Annotated in this window: 11 protein-coding genes; 8 read left to right on the plus strand and 3 right to left on the minus strand. The window is 66.6% G+C overall.

The window, feature by feature from the left end:
• Nucleotides 1-246 precede the first annotated feature (246 nt).
• Nucleotides 247-819 (minus strand): hydrolase, encoded by a 573-nt coding sequence (locus VN419_RS01215; RefSeq protein ID WP_325643582.1) that lies wholly within the window; start codon nucleotides 817-819, stop codon nucleotides 247-249.
• Nucleotides 820-999: 180 nt separating this feature from the next.
• On the opposite strand from VN419_RS01215, the gene VN419_RS01220 reads away from it, so the two are divergent.
• From VN419_RS01220 to VN419_RS01255, 8 genes are all read left to right on the plus strand, one after another.
• Complete coding sequence (locus VN419_RS01220; protein WP_325643584.1) at nucleotides 1,000-1,923, plus strand: branched-chain amino acid transaminase; 924 nt, start codon at nucleotides 1,000-1,002, stop codon at nucleotides 1,921-1,923.
• Between the two features lie 79 nt (nucleotides 1,924-2,002).
• Nucleotides 2,003-3,802, plus strand: coding sequence for a DNA polymerase III subunit gamma/tau (dnaX, locus tag VN419_RS01225; RefSeq protein WP_325643586.1), 1,800 nt, complete (start codon nucleotides 2,003-2,005; stop codon nucleotides 3,800-3,802).
• Between the two features lie 66 nt (nucleotides 3,803-3,868).
• On the plus strand, nucleotides 3,869-4,180 hold the full coding sequence (locus VN419_RS01230) for a YbaB/EbfC family nucleoid-associated protein (RefSeq protein ID WP_325643588.1): 312 nt from the start codon (nucleotides 3,869-3,871) through the stop codon (nucleotides 4,178-4,180).
• A gap of 6 nt (nucleotides 4,181-4,186) precedes the next feature.
• Nucleotides 4,187-4,792, plus strand: coding sequence for a recombination mediator RecR (gene recR / locus VN419_RS01235; RefSeq protein ID WP_325643602.1), 606 nt, complete (start codon nucleotides 4,187-4,189; stop codon nucleotides 4,790-4,792).
• Nucleotides 4,793-4,814: 22 nt separating this feature from the next.
• Nucleotides 4,815-7,004: an ATP-dependent RecD-like DNA helicase gene (locus tag VN419_RS01240; protein WP_325643590.1), complete on the plus strand. Its 2,190-nt coding sequence runs from the start codon at nucleotides 4,815-4,817 to the stop codon at nucleotides 7,002-7,004.
• A 108-nt stretch (nucleotides 7,005-7,112) separates the two neighbouring features.
• Nucleotides 7,113-7,619: a ferritin gene (locus VN419_RS01245; protein WP_325643592.1), complete on the plus strand. Its 507-nt coding sequence runs from the start codon at nucleotides 7,113-7,115 to the stop codon at nucleotides 7,617-7,619.
• Nucleotides 7,620-7,695: 76 nt separating this feature from the next.
• Nucleotides 7,696-9,390, plus strand: coding sequence for a 2-oxoacid:acceptor oxidoreductase subunit alpha (locus tag VN419_RS01250; protein WP_325643594.1), 1,695 nt, complete (start codon nucleotides 7,696-7,698; stop codon nucleotides 9,388-9,390).
• Between the two features lie 17 nt (nucleotides 9,391-9,407).
• A complete protein-coding gene (locus tag VN419_RS01255) occupies nucleotides 9,408-10,259 on the plus strand; it encodes a 2-oxoacid:ferredoxin oxidoreductase subunit beta (RefSeq protein ID WP_325643596.1) in 852 nt (283 codons plus the stop codon).
• Between the two features lie 54 nt (nucleotides 10,260-10,313).
• Here VN419_RS01255 and VN419_RS01260 read toward each other — a convergent pair whose 3' ends face one another.
• Nucleotides 10,314-12,668, minus strand: coding sequence for a bifunctional diguanylate cyclase/phosphodiesterase (locus VN419_RS01260; RefSeq protein WP_325643598.1), 2,355 nt, complete (start codon nucleotides 12,666-12,668; stop codon nucleotides 10,314-10,316).
• A 177-nt stretch (nucleotides 12,669-12,845) separates the two neighbouring features.
• Nucleotides 12,846-14,470 (minus strand): acetyl-CoA carboxylase carboxyl transferase subunit alpha/beta (locus VN419_RS01265; protein ID WP_325643600.1); only part of this gene is annotated, 1,625 nt, incomplete at its 5' end.

The following is a 14,470-nucleotide window of genomic DNA, read 5'->3' on the forward strand; positions in this document are numbered from 1 at the left end:
GTGCCGCCGCGCCCGAAGCCACGCACGGCGCCAAGCCCGCCGGGAAGCAGGCCGCCGAGCCTGTGGCCAAGCCCGGCGCCAAGTCCGAGGGCCAGGGCGAACTGCTTGCTCCGGCGCCGGAAAAGGCGGCCGAGAAGGCTCCGGCCAAGGCCGCCAAGAACGCGCATCCGTAGCGATTCAATCGTTTCAGCGCACCGGGGAGGGCGGCTGTCGGCCGTCTTCCCCGGTTTGTTTTGGACCAAGGGCTTAGCTGAGCAGGGCCTTGATGGCGGCGATCTCCCGCCCCGCCAGCCGCGCGTCGTAGCCGGGGGAGAGGGGATTCATGAAGCCGTGGGCGCTGCCGGGAATCACGGACGCGTCATTCCCCTGCGCACGCAGGCGCGCCGCCAGCTCAGACGGGTCGAAGGCGGCCTCGCGCTCGGCGAAGACAAGGCGCGTGGAGCAGGCGGGCTTCAGGCGCGAATATTGGCGGATGCGCGAGCCATAATAGAGGATGGCGCGCCTGGGCAGGCTGTAGGCGAGGCTTGCCTCGGCCAGGCAGAGCCACAGGGCGCTGGCCCCAACGCTGAAGCCCAGGGCGAGGTCGAAGGGGCGCGCGCGCAATTGCGCGGCCAGTTCCTCCGCATATTTCTCGATGCTTGTGCGGGCCGAGAAGGCCGCGTAGGCCTCCATCTCGCTGCCGAAGCGCGGGCGCTCTCCGGCATAGGGCGAGACGATGCGCACAGCCGGCCCGAACTCGTGGGCCAGGGCCTGCGCTTCCGGACTATGGCCGAAGATGTCGGTGGCCAGGAGCAGTGCGGGGCGGTTTGCGTGCGGCATGGGCCGGTATAGGCGCGGAAACGCTCCTGGGCAAGCGGCGCGGGTCCGCTTCGGCTTGCCGCCGCCCTTGACCTCTGGGCCTGATTTTTTTAGCGTGCATGACTTCGTGAGTCCTCGGCCCGGCCTTTTGGCGTCGGCGCGGGGGCTCCCCCCATAATCGCGCAGAAGGGAGACACGGAAATGGTTCAGAAAGCGGAAAAGATCTGGATGGACGGCAAGTTGGTCAACTGGGATGAGGCCAACGTGCACATCCTCACCCACACCCTGCACTATGGCTGCGGCGTGTTCGAGGGCATCCGCGCCTATGAGTGCACCGATGGACGCAGCGCCGTTTACCGCCTGACGGAGCACATGCAGCGCCTGATCGACTCCGCGCACATCCTGAGCATGAAGATTCCCTTCAGCCGCGATGAGCTGGTCAAGGCCGTGCTGGACACCCTGGTGGTGAACAAGATGAAGGCCGGGTACATCCGCCCCCTCGTGTTCATCGGCGACGGCGTCATGGGCGTGCACCCGGGCACCAACCCCATCCGCGTGGCCATCGCCACCTGGCCCTGGGGCGCCTACCTGGGCGACGACGCGCTCATCAAAGGCATCTCCATCAAGACCAGCAGCTTCTGCCGCCACCACGTGAACGCCATGATGACCAAGGCCAAGGCCTGCGGCAACTACGTGAACTCCGTGCTGGCCAAGACCGAGGCCGTGGCCGACGGCTACCACGAGGCTCTGATGCTCGACACGCAGGGCTATGTTTCGGAAGCCTCGGGCGAGAACATCTTCATCATCAAGAACAAGGTCATCAAGACCACGCCGCTGACCAGCGTGCTGCCCGGCATCACCCGCGACAGCATCATGGTCCTGGCCAAAAAGCTCGGCTACGAGGTGCAGGAGCAGCTCTTCACCCGCGATGAACTCTACGTGGCCGACGAGGCCTTCTTCAGCGGCACCGCTGCGGAGATCACCCCCATCCGCGAAGTGGACCGCCGTGTCATCGGCGCCGGTCAGGCCGGTCCCATCACCCAGCAGTTGCAGAAGGAGTACTTCCGCATCGTGAAGGGCGAAAACGCCGACTACGCCTCCTGGCTGCAGGAATACAGCTTCTAGACGACGCCCCGGACGGGGCTTGCGGCCATCGCGACCGCAGGCCCCGTCCATATTCCCACAAGCCCGCAGGAGTCACGCCATGTCCAGCCTTACCGCAAAGTACCGGCCCCGCCGCTTCGCCGAAGTCGCCGGCCAGGATGCGGTGAAGGCCATCCTCAGCCGTGCCTCGGCCACGGGCAAGATCGCCCCGGCCTACATGTTCAGCGGCACGCGCGGCGTGGGCAAAACCACCATTGCGCGCATCTTCGCCAAGGCCCTCAATTGCGAGAAGGCCCCCGCAGCCGAGCCCTGCAACGAGTGCCGCCTGTGCAGGCAGGCCAACGCGGGCAACGCCGTGGACATCATCGAGATCGACGCGGCCAGCCACGGCGGCGTGGGCGACGTGCGCGCCCTGAAGGAGGACGTGGGCTACGCCCCCCTTGAGGGCCGCTTCAAGGTCTTCATCATCGACGAAGCGCACATGCTCTCCACTGCGGCCTTCAACGCCCTGCTGAAAACGTTGGAGGAGCCGCCCGCGCGCGTCACCTTCATCCTGGCCTCGACCGAGGCGCACAAATTTCCGGCCACCATTCTTTCGCGCTGCCAGCACTACGTGTTCAAGATGCTGCCCCAGGCCGAGCTTGGCGCGCACCTGGAAAAGATCCTGCAAGCCGAAGGGCTGGAGTACGAGCCCGGCGCGGTGCGCATCATCGCCCGGCGCGGCGCGGGCAGCGTGCGCGACAGCATCTCGCTTTTGGGCCAGGCCCTGGCCTACAGCGCCGGTGCACTGGTGGAGAGCGAGGTCCGCGCCTGCCTGGGATTGGCAGGCCAGGAAGTGTTCTTCGCCCTCATGGAGGCCATCGCCGGGCGCGACCTGCCGCTTCTGTCGCGCACCCTGCGCGGGGTGCTGGACCAGGGCCTGGACCTGGGCTTCTTCCTGCGCGAGCTTTCCGGCTGCTGGCGCAACATGTTTTTGCTGCGCCAGGCCGGGGAGGCCATCGTGCCTGAGCTGGGCCTGCCCGCCGAAGAGGCCGCCCAGTGGGCCGAATGGGCCGGACGCTTCACGCCCGCGCACATCCACGCCTGCTGGCAGATGACCCTGGACGGCCAGCAACGCGTCATCAAGAGCCTGGAGCCCGCCCAGGCGCTGGAGCTTCTGCTTTTGAACCTGGCCTGCCTGCCGGACCTGCTGCCCCTGGCCGCCCTTGGCGGCGGCTCGGCCTCGCGGCCGCAGGGTGGCGCTGCGCCCCAGAGAGGACCGCAGGGCGGAGCATCCCCGGCTGCGGCTGACGGCGCGCCGCGCACGCCGCCCGTCTCGCAGCCCGTCTCGCAATCTGCCCCGCAGGCTGCATCACATTCCGCCGGCCCCGCTGCTGCTCCCCAGCCGCCCGTCCCCCAAGCGCCTGTCGCCCCGGTGGCGGAGCAGCGCGTAGCGCCCGCGACACAGGCCCCTGAAAGGCCCGCCGCGCCCGCGCCCCAGTCCGAGCCCCAGTCCGCGTCGAGCATGGCCGAGGCTCCGGCCGCGTATGCCGCCCCCGCTTCCGGGCCGCGCAGCTGGGAGGGCTTCCTGGAGTTCGTGGCGGGCAAGAACGGCAACGGCTTCGTCACCGGCCTTTCCCAGGCCAGGGGCGAGTTCTGCGGCGGCGTGCTCACCCTCACCTGCCACAATGAGACCCACAGCGGCATGATGGACAAGGGCGACAACTTCCTGCGCCTGCAGCGGCTGGTGATGGAGTATTTCGGGCCCGAATCCTCGGTGGCCTTCACCTGCGTGGACCGCGAACCAGTGAAGACCGACGGCACCATCTCACGCGAGATGCAGGAGCACCCGGCCGTACAGTTGGTGCGCGAGGCCTTCGAGTGCCGCGACCCGGCCCTCGTGTACCCCAGGGGCCGCTAGACCACATTTCCCGGCGCGCCTTTCGCGCCGTATCCACACAACACACGTAACGACCCGGAGGAAATCATGCGCGGAATGCAGGATATGCTGCGCCAGGCCCAGATGATGCAGAAAAAGATGGCCAGCGTTCAGGAAGAGCTCAAGACCCGCGAGGTGGAAGGCACCGCCGGCGGCGGCATGATCACTGTGCGCGCCACTGGCGGGCAGCAGATCGTGTCCGTGACCATCGACAAGAGCGTGGTCGAGGCGGGCGACGTGGAGATGCTGCAGGACCTCGTCCTGGCCGCCGTCACCGACGCCCTCAAGAAGGCCAAGGGCATGATGGAGGAAGAGATGGGCAAGGTCACCGGGGGCTTCAAGATCCCCGGCATGTTCTAAATGTCGCTGGACCGGCTGCCCGGCCCTCTGCGGGAGGTGGCCGAGCACCTTGCCAAGCTGCCGGGCCTGGGACCGAAGTCGGCCCTGCGCGCGGCGCTGGCCCTGCTCAAGTTCCCGCGCGAGCAGGCCGAGGGCGTGGGGCGCTCCATCCTGACCCTGCGCGAGCGCCTGTGCCTGTGCGGCACCTGCGCCAGCCTGGCCGAGAGCGACCCCTGCCCCATCTGCGCCGACGCCACCCGCAACCGCGAGCAGCTCTGCGTGGTCTCGGAGTGGGACTCGCTGCTGGCGCTGGAGGAAATGGGCCTGTACCGCGGCCTGTACTTGGTGCTGGGCGGGCTTTTGTCGCCGCTCGACGGCGTCGGGCCTTCGGCCTTGGAATTCGACCTGCTGCGCAAGAGGCTCGACTCGGGCCAGGTGCGCGAGCTGATCCTGGCGCTTGGCTCCACCCTGGATGCCGAGAACACGGCCTCGCACATCAAGAATCTGGCGACGCAGGGCTACCCCGGCGTGGGCGTCTCCCGTCTGGCCCAGGGCATTCCCATGGGGGCCGAGGTGAAGTTCATGGACCGCGAGACCCTGCGCCAGTCCCTCATGCACCGCCAGGCCGTGTGACGACGTCCGGCCAAGGAGCGTAATGCCCGCCACAATCAAGGCCGAGGTGCATTCCGTGGTCTACCACAACCCGGACAACGGGTATGCGGTGGCCCGCGTGCGCGCCAAGGACGAGCCCGGCGTCATCACCGTGGTGGGCTGCCTGGGGCAGCTGCAGCCCGGCGAGTTCCTGGAGCTGGAAGGGGAGTGGAAGAACCACCCCAAGTTCGGCCGGCAGCTGGAGGTCAGCAGTTTCAAGCAGACCTACCCGGCCACGGAGCACGGGGTGGTGCGCTTCCTCAAAAGCTCCTTGAAGGGCGTGGGCGAAAAGACCGCCGAGGCTTTGGTCAAGGAATTCGGCGTGGCCGTGCTGGACATCCTGGACTCCGACCCGGAGCGCCTGCGCAAGGTCAAGGGCATCACCAAGAACCGGCTGGAAGGCATGCTGGAATCCTGGCGCGGCCAGCGCGAGGTCAAAAGCCTCATCGTGTTCCTGCACAGCCACGAGGTGCCGCCCACCTACGCCTCGCGCATCTTCAAGCTCTACGGCGCGCAGAGCGAGGAAAAGCTGCGCGAGAATCCCTACGAGCTGGCCTATCTCATCCGCGGCATCGGCTTCAAGACGGCCGACGTCATGGCCTTGAAGCTGGGCTTTGCCGAGGACGCGCCGCAGCGCATCGAGGCCGCCCTGGGCTACGTGCTCATCTCCCAGGGGGACCGGGGCGGGCACATGTTCTGCCCGGAGGAGCAGCTCTTCAAGGAGTGCTCGCGCATGCTGGGCATCGACGAGCTGGCTTTACTCGAGGAAGGCTTGGCCTCCCTTGAGCGCAAGAAGCGCGTGCACATAGAGGACCTGCCGGAACAGGGCGTGGAACGCGCCGTGTTTTTGATGAGCAACTACCGGGCCGAACGGGAGATCTCCCAGCGGCTCTTCGGGCTGGTCAGCCACCCCGCGCCGGTTTCCCGGGCCGAGGTCAACCGCGCCCTGCCCAGGATCGAGGCGGCGCTCGGCTTCGACCTCTCGCGCGAGCAGCGCGAGGCCGTGTTCGAGGCCTGCGTGAACAAGGTTTTCATCATCACCGGCGGACCGGGCACGGGCAAGACCACCATCACCCGGGCCATCGTGGCCGCCCTTACCCAGCTGAAGCTGAAGGTGAAGCTGGCCGCGCCCACGGGCCGCGCCGCCAAGCGCCTTTCCGAGGCCACGGGCGAGCAGGCCCAGACCCTGCACCGCCTGCTGCTCTATTCGCCGGAGCACGGCTTCTACCATTGCGAGGATCAGAAGCTCTCGGCCGAGGTGCTGCTGGTGGACGAGGTGTCCATGCTGGACGCCGGGCTCTTTCTGGCGCTTTTGCGCGCGCTGCCTGTCACCTGCCGGCTGGTGCTGGTGGGCGACGTGAACCAGCTGCCGAGCGTGGGCGCGGGCAACGTCCTGGCCGACCTCATCGACAGCGGCCGTGTGCCCAAGGCCGTGCTGACGCACATTTTCCGCCAGGCCCAGGAAAGCTCCATCGTGGTCAACGCGCACCGCTTCAACGCGGGCAAGTTCCCCATACCGAGCGAAAAGGAACCGCCCGAGGCCGACTTCTTCTGGATTCCGCAGGACAACCCGCAGAAGGTGCAGGAGATGATCCTGGAGATGGTGACCGCGCGCATTCCGGAGCGCTATGGCCTGAACCCCAGCCGCGACGTGCAGGTGCTGACGCCCATGCACAAGGGCGAGGTGGGCACAAGCGCGCTGAACCAGCTGTTGCAGGAGCGCCTGAACCCCCGGCGCGGCGCGGAGCTCAAGCGCGGCTACGCCACCTTCCGCCCCGGCGACCGCGTGCTGCAGCTGCGCAACAACTACGACAAGGAAGTGTTCAACGGCGACCTGGGCTGGGTGCATGAGGTGGACTCGGAAGAGGGGTCGCTCATGGTGGACTTTGACGGCAACCTGGTGGGCTTCGACGCCACCGAGCTGGAAGACCTGACGCTGGCCTATGCCGTTTCCGTGCACAAGTCCCAGGGTTGCGAGTACCCGGCCATCGTGGTGCCGGTGGTGACGCAGCATTACGTGCTCTTGATGCGTAATCTGCTGTACACGGCCCTTACCCGCGCCCGCAGGCTGGCCGTGTTCATCGGCTCGGAAAAAGCCCTGGCCACGGGCCTTTCGAACACCACCTCCGGCCAGCGCATGACGCACCTGAAGCACCGCATCCGCCACATCTTCTCCGGCAATCTGCTGGGCTGACCGCTTTTTTCCCCCTCTCCCGCCCTTCACAAGCGCGCCGGGAGCGCGTATGTTTCCAGAATGCACCACTAGAATTGATACCTATCCGCATTCAAAAGGAGAGACATCATGCTGAGCAAGAAGATGGAAAAGGCTTTCAACGACCAGATCAAGTGGGAGTATTTTTCCGCCTACCTGTACCTGTCCCTGTCCGCCTACTTCAGCAACCTCGGCCTGCCGGGCTTCGCCAACTGGATGGACGTGCAGTTCCAGGAAGAGCAGTTCCACGCCCGCAGGATGTTCGACTACGTGAACGAGAAGGGCGCCCGCGTGGCCCTGCAGGCCATCGACGCGCCCCAGAACGCCTGGAAGTCGCCCCTGGCCGCCTTCGAGTTCGCCCTGAACCACGAATACGCCGTCACCAAGCGCATCAACGACCTGATGACCCTGGCCCAGAAGGAGAACGACCACGCCTCCGCCATCTTCCTGCAGTGGTTCGTGTCCGAGCAGGTGGAGGAAGAAGCCAACTTCGGCGACACCGTGAACAAGCTGAAGCTCGTGGGCGACGGCGGCGGGCTGTTCATGCTCGACCGCGAGCTGGCCACGCGCGTGTTCGTGCAGCCCACCATCGCCTAGTTCCGCTCCGCGCTCTTCATCCGGGGGGCTTGCGCCCCCCGTTTTCTTCGTCCCTCTAACCCCGGAGGGTTCGCATATGCCGGACAACAGCATCGTCATCCTTGTGGGAGGCGAAGCCGGGCAAGGCTTGGTCACCATCGGCCAGCTCATGGCCAAAGCCCTGGTGCGCGCAGGCTACGAGGTCTGCGTCGTCCAGGACTACCAGTCGCGCATCCGCGGCGGGCACAACACCTTCGTCATCCGCACCGGCCTGGACGCCTTTCACGCCCCCAGCGAGAAGGTGGACATCCTGGTGGCCCTGAACGCCGAAACCCTTGCCCTGCACAAACATCAACTCACGCCGGGCGGCATCGTCCTGGCGGATGAGGCCCTGGACACCACGGGGCTGAACGCCCTGCGCATCCCCTTCAAGAAGCTGGCGCCAAAGGCCGTGTACGAGAATGTGGTGGCCCTGGGCGTCGTGGCCTCGGCCCTGTGCAAGGACCTTGGGCACCTGGAGGATCTGCTGCGCGAGACCTTCGGCAAAAAGGGCCAGGAGGTGGTGGAGCAGAACCTCGCCGTTTTGCGCGCCGCCTATGCCTGGGTGCGCACCCAGGAGTACGGCTTCGCCTGCATGCCGCCCCCGCCGGAGAATCCCGGCCAGCGCCTCATGCTCACGGGAAACGAGGCCGTGGCCTTGGGCGCCCTGGCCGCGGGGTGCAACTTCTGTTCGTTCTACCCCATGACGCCCGGCTCCTCCGTGGCCCTCTCCCTGGCGGAGCATGCCAAGGACATGGGCACCGTGGTGGAGCAGGCCGAGGACGAGATCGCGGCGGCGAACATGGCCGTTGGCGCGGCCTGCGCCGGGGCCAGGGCCATCGTGCCCACCTCCGGCGGCGGCTTTGCTCTGATGGTGGAGGCCGTGAGCCTGGCGGGCATGCTGGAAACGCCGGTGGTGTTCCTGGTGGCCATGCGTCCGGGCCCGGCCACGGGCCTGCCCACGCGCACGGAGCAGGCGGACCTCAACCTGGTGCTCTATGCCGGGCACGGGGAGTTTCCGCGCGCGGTCTTCACCCCGGGCAGCGTAGACGAGTGCTTCTACCTCGCACACCGGGCCTTTGAGATGGCCGAGAAATACCAGTCCCCGGTGTTCGTGCTCACCGACCAGTATCTGGCCGACTCCTTCCAGAACGTGGAGCCCTTTGACCTCGCCTCCCTGCCGGAGCTGCCCGCCCCGCTGCTGGCGCCGGATGATCCCAAGACCTACAAGCGCTTCGCCCTGACGGAAGACGGGGTTTCGCCCCGCGCCATTCCCGGCTTCAGCGAGGCTCTGGTCGTCTCGGACAGCGACGAGCACACCGAGGACGGCAAGCTCACCGAGGATCTGGACGTGCGCGTCAAGATGGTGACCAAGCGCCTGGCCAAGGGCGTGGGCTTGGCCGAGGACGCCGTGCCGCCGGGATTCTACGGCGAGGACGACGCGGAGCTGCTGCTGGTCTGCTGGGGCTCCACCCTGCACGCGGCCATGGAGGCCAGGGAACTGCTGGAGGAGGCGGGCAGAAGCGTGGCGGTGCTGCACTTCTCGCAGGTGTGGCCCCTGAACGGGGACCAGTTCCTGCCGAGGCTCGAGGCCGCCGGACGCGCAGTCTGCGTGGAGGGCAACGCCACCGGGCAACTGGCCCGGCTCATCCGCCAGGAGACGGGGTTCCGCTTCACGGACCTGGTGCTGCGCTTTGACGGCCTGCCCATCAGCGCCGCCTTCATCCTGCGCGGGCTGGAAAGCATCCTCTAGCCAAAGGAGCGAGTCGCATGGTCACTGTGGACGATTACGGAACCTTCGAGACCGCCTGGTGCCCCGGCTGCGGCGACCATTCCCTGCTGGCGGCCCTGAAGTCGGCCCTGGCCGGGCTGGGCCTGCCCCCGCACAAGGTGCTGGTAGTCACGGGCATCGGCCAGGCCGCCAAAACGCCCCTGTACATGAACTGCAACATGATCACCGGACTGCACGGCCGCTCCCTTCCCACGGCCACCGGGGCCAAGCTGGCCAACCCGGAGATCACGGTCATCGCCGAGAGCGGTGACGGCTGCAACTACGGCGAAGGCGGCAACCACTTCCTGGCGGCCTTGCGCCGCAATCTGGACATGACCCTCATCGTGCACGACAACGGCATCTACGGTCTGACCAAGGGCCAGGCCAGCCCCACCACGGCCAAGGGCCAGGTGACCAAGGCCCAGCCCTTCGGCCAGCCCTCGGAGCCGGTGAACCCCGTTGCCCTGGCCGTGACCATGGGTGCGGCTTTTGTGGCGCGCGGCTTCACCGGAGAGCCGGAGCACCTCTCCGGGCTCATCCAGCAGGCGGTGACGCACAAGGGTTTTTCCCTGGTGGACGTGTTCCAGCCCTGCGTCTCGTTCAACAAGGTGAACACCTTCGCCTGGTACAAGCAGCGCTGTTACAAGATAGGGCCGGAGCACGACCCGTCCGACCCGAAGCAGGCCCTGGCCCTGGCGCGGGAGTTCGGGGAGCGCATCCCCATCGGCGTGCTTTCCCGCAATGACCGGCCGGTGTTCGGCGCGGGCCTGCCCACGCTGGAGAAGGGCCCCCTGGCGTTGCGCAAGCCGGACCTGGAGGCCTTGCGCGGGGTGCTGGCCTCCTACGGGTAGACTTATTCTCTGACGGCACATGCACGGGGCGCTTCGGCGCCCCTTTTTTTGCGCCTAGGCTTCCGCTTCCGCCATGGGGCAGGCGGGGGCGAAGGCCTGGCTCGTTAGCACGGAACCGAGCGGCGGGCGGCGGTCCCAGGCGTAGACGTTGCCGGGCATGGACTTGGCATATTTCTTCACGTGGGCGGCGCGCTCGCCGATTTCAAGCAAAGTGCAGGGGCCGCCGATTTCGAGGATGCCGATGGACAGCGACACGAGAGGGTAGGTGCGCTCCACGCCGTCGCGTCCCGTTGCCAGCACTTCGCCCCGCTGGCGGTCCTGCAGGCAATAGCAGGTGCGGATGAGCCGCTTGAAGATGCGCGTGGCGGCAAGGCAGATGCGTTCCACGTTCTCCGGCCGGGTGAGCAGCACGAAGTCGTCGCCCCCGATGTGGAAGAGCTTGTCCGAAGCCTCGCCGAAGCGCCGCACGGAGTGGTCCAGGATGTCCGCCGCAAGTTTGATGACCCGGTCGCCGTTCTTGAAGCCGTAGGTGTCGTTGTAGACCTTGAAGTTGTCCAGATCGGCGTAGGCTATGGAGAAGCGCTTGCCCGAGCCGATGCCCGCCTCGACCTCGCGCTCCAGGGTCACGTTGCCCGGCAGGCCGGTGAGGGGGTTGGTGCCCTTGGCCATCTCCACCTGCACATGGGCCAGGGTGTTCAGCAGGCGCTGCACCGTGACGATGCCCAGCACCTTGCCCTGGCGCGTCACGATGATGTCGTCGTAGGCCTTGATCTTCTCGCGCTGCATGGCCGATTTGGCCGTCTGCTCCACAGGGGTGGTCTCGTCCACAATGAGCGGATGACGGTCCATGATGGCATCGATGGGGCGCTTGGAATAGAGCGCCGCGCCGAACTGGCCGGAAAGCTGGCGGTTCAGCTGGTATTCCATTATCAGCCCGATGGGGGCTTCCTGCTCCTGGTCCACCACCACGATGCTGGCCTGCTGGCGGCTGATCTCGAAGCAGTGCTGGGCATCGGGCACCAGGGTGCCCTGGCGGCGCATCTGCGCGGCCTCCACCAGATTGCCGATGGGCATGAGGCAGCTGGTGATGAGCCGCGTGGGCTCCTGGGGTTTGCGCAGGTAGGCGGTATCAAGGGAAAGGGCGGGCTTTGGGGCGGCGGGGCGGGCCAGGTAGTAGCCCTGGCCGTAGTGTACGCCGATGTCGATGAGGCAGGCGGCCTGAGCCTGGGATTCGATGCCCTCGGCGATGATCTTGGAGCCGATTTTGTCGGCGAAGGTGACGAAGGTTTCGATGAGTGCGCGCTTCACCGGGTCCTTGTCGATGCCCTGGATGAGGCTCATGTCGATCTTGATGAACTCCGGGCGGATCTGTGCCACGGAGGTGAGGCCGGAATAGCCCGCCCCGGCGTCGTCCACCGCCACCAGGTAGCCCTGGCTGCGGTAGTGGTCGAGTGTGCGGTGGAACAGGGCGAATTCGTTGATGCTGTGGCGTTCGGTGATCTCGAAGACGATGTTTTCCGGCGCGAGGCCGACCTCCTCAAGCAGCTCCAGGGTCTTACCGTGGGTGAACTCCGGGTCGGCCATGGTCTTGGGGTGGATGTTCAGGAAGAGTTTTTGTCCTTGGCCGATGCCACCCAGGGAGCGCAAGGCCTTTTCGCGGCACAGGCGTTCCAGGGCGAAGAGCTTGCCGCTCTGTTCGGCGAAGTCGAAGAGCACCGTGGGCGACTGGAAGGCGCTGCCTTCGGGCCCGCGCGTCAGCGCCTCCCAGGCCAGGATAGTGCCGCTGGCGAAGTCGGCTATGGGTTGGAACAGAGCCTGGACCTTTTTCTCATGCAGGATGGCGTTGAACTCTGAAGAAAGCGAGAGCTGGCTCAAGTCCAGGCGCATCTTGGCGCGCAGGCGCGCTTCGCCCACGGCCTGGAACAGTCTGGCCTCCCTGTTGCCGCCGCCATTCTCGCGCGAGCCCTCGTGCCGCGCGCAGCCGAAGCCCAGGTCCAGTTCGCGCCCGGCCCAGCGCAGCAGGTGGGCGTTGGCCTCACGCTGGGCGATGAGCTTGATTTCGTAGGCTGTGTCGTGCTGCGAGCGCGGATCGCCGCCGCGCGTGGGCCAGCACAGCAGATATTCGCCGGGCTCCAGCGGCATGCAGGCGGGCGCGGTGTGGACGCGCTCGGAAACCGCGCGGCGCAGCACCGTGGTCAGCTGGGTCTCGATCTCCTGCGAGAGTTCGCGGCCGTACAACTCGCGCAGAAGGGCGAAGTCGCGCACGTTGATGAGCAGGATGTCGAAGTCCTGGCCGCCGCGCAAGAGTTCGCGCAGGCGGTTCGGTGGCGGAGCTGGGGGCTCCTGGGGGAACTGGAAGGCGCTGTGCAGGGTGTTGGAACGCAGGCGCTTGAGCACGGTTTTCAGCATTGCCGGACCTCGCTTTCAAAACGGCGTGTGGTGGGTGCCGGTCCAGCTAATTAGGCGAAACAGGGCAGGGGAGTGTGACGGGGGCGTGACGCGCAGGTGATGATTACCCCACGGCGCACGAAAAAAGGCCCGGGAGCATGCGAATGCTTCCGGGCCTTTGCGTTTGGCTTGTGGCGGCTAGCGGTAGTAGAGGTTGCGGCCACCCATGGTCAGGAAGGCCTGGTGCAGGTTGGCGCGCACCTCCGTGCGGTTCCAGATGTCCTGGATGTGCCCGCGCGAGAGGGCCTTGTAGGCGCTATGATAGTCGGGCGGAATGTCCATGCCTGTGGTCTCGCGGATGACGCCGGGACCGGCGAAGCCCAGGCGCGAGCTGCGCACCGCGTACTGGTAGGGCGAGCAGCCCAGGAAGCTGGCCACGGGACCCGCGTAGGAGTTGGTGTCGTAGAGCACGATGTACAGGCCGCCCTCTTCGATGTAGCGGCGCACGGCCATGGTCACGCGGGGCATCTGGATGAGCCCGTTGACGCCCTCCTGGATGCGGATGCCGGCCGTGCCGTGGATGTACGCCAGGAAGGGCTGGTGGCGCTTTCTCGCCAGGTCCAGGGCGCGGATGAGCTTCTCGCCCTCGGCGCTGCCCACGGTGCCGCCGCGGAAGTTGGCCACAAGCATGCCGCAGGTAAGGCGGATGCCCATGATGCTGGCGTTGAAGGTGACGCAGGAGGACTGGAGGTGCGTGGTCTCCTTGGCCTTCTGCACGCGCTCGTCGAACTTGGGGAAGTTCGTGGGGTTGCCCGCGGCGATGGACTGGTTGAACTCGCGCACGCTGCCGCGGTCGAACACGTTGGCCATGTACCACTGGTATTCCATGGGGAAGTGGTAGCCGCAGTTGGGGCACACGCCCGCAAATTCGCCGAACAGGTCGCGCGCCCAGATGTCCAGGCAGCCGCGCGTGGCGGAGTGCGGGCAGGAGACCTCGCGGTCGTCCAGGGACTTGGGGCTCACGTAGCTTTGACCGCCGGACTTGCCCAGGTCGCGCGCGGGCTCGGAAAGGCAGGTCAGGGCGGATTCGTCGCCGCTGCCGCCCCACTGGGGAATGCCCAGCATCTCCATGGCCTGGCAGGTCATGCGGTCCATCTTGCTCGTCACCACGTGGATCTCGTCGGTGACGTCCGTGGCCATGCGGCTGATTTTTTTCTGGTAATGCTTGAGGATTTCAAAGCGCACGGTGGAGTAGATGGAGAAGAGGTACTCCATGTACTTGGCCGCCAGGCGCTCGAAAATGCCGCGCTTGTCGATGAAGGCCTGGCGCGACATCTTGCGGTACTTCTGGTAGCGCTTCCACACCAGCAGTTCGCGGTCGGCCGGGGCCAGCTCCCAGCGCACGATGACGTCCTCGCCCACCTGCTTGCGCTTGGAGCCGCGCATGGCCAAGCGCCGCAGCATGCTCACGCTCTGCACGCCCACCACCACTTCGTCCGTGGCGCGGATGACCGAGGCGCGCAACATCTTGAAGAAGTCGAAGTGCTCGTTGCGGGCGCCCAGGGGCGGTTCCTGCAGCACGCCGTCCACATAGCCGTTGCGCAGGTTGTCCTGGGCGGTGATCTGCTGGTGCTTGGCGCACTTTTCGATGAGGTCCGGGGTGGCGCGCTCCAGGCCGTGGAACTTGCATTCGATGGCCGCGGCGCCCTCGGGCGAGATGACCGAATAATAGCCGTGGGAGAACATGAGCCGTTTGTCGGCAAGCGCGATGGCTTCGGCGCCGCCGCTGCCGCCCTCGGAGAAGATGGCCACGATGGGCACGT

This window comes from Humidesulfovibrio sp., from assembly GCF_035560995.1.
Lineage (GTDB): Bacteria > Desulfobacterota > Desulfovibrionia > Desulfovibrionales > Desulfovibrionaceae > Humidesulfovibrio.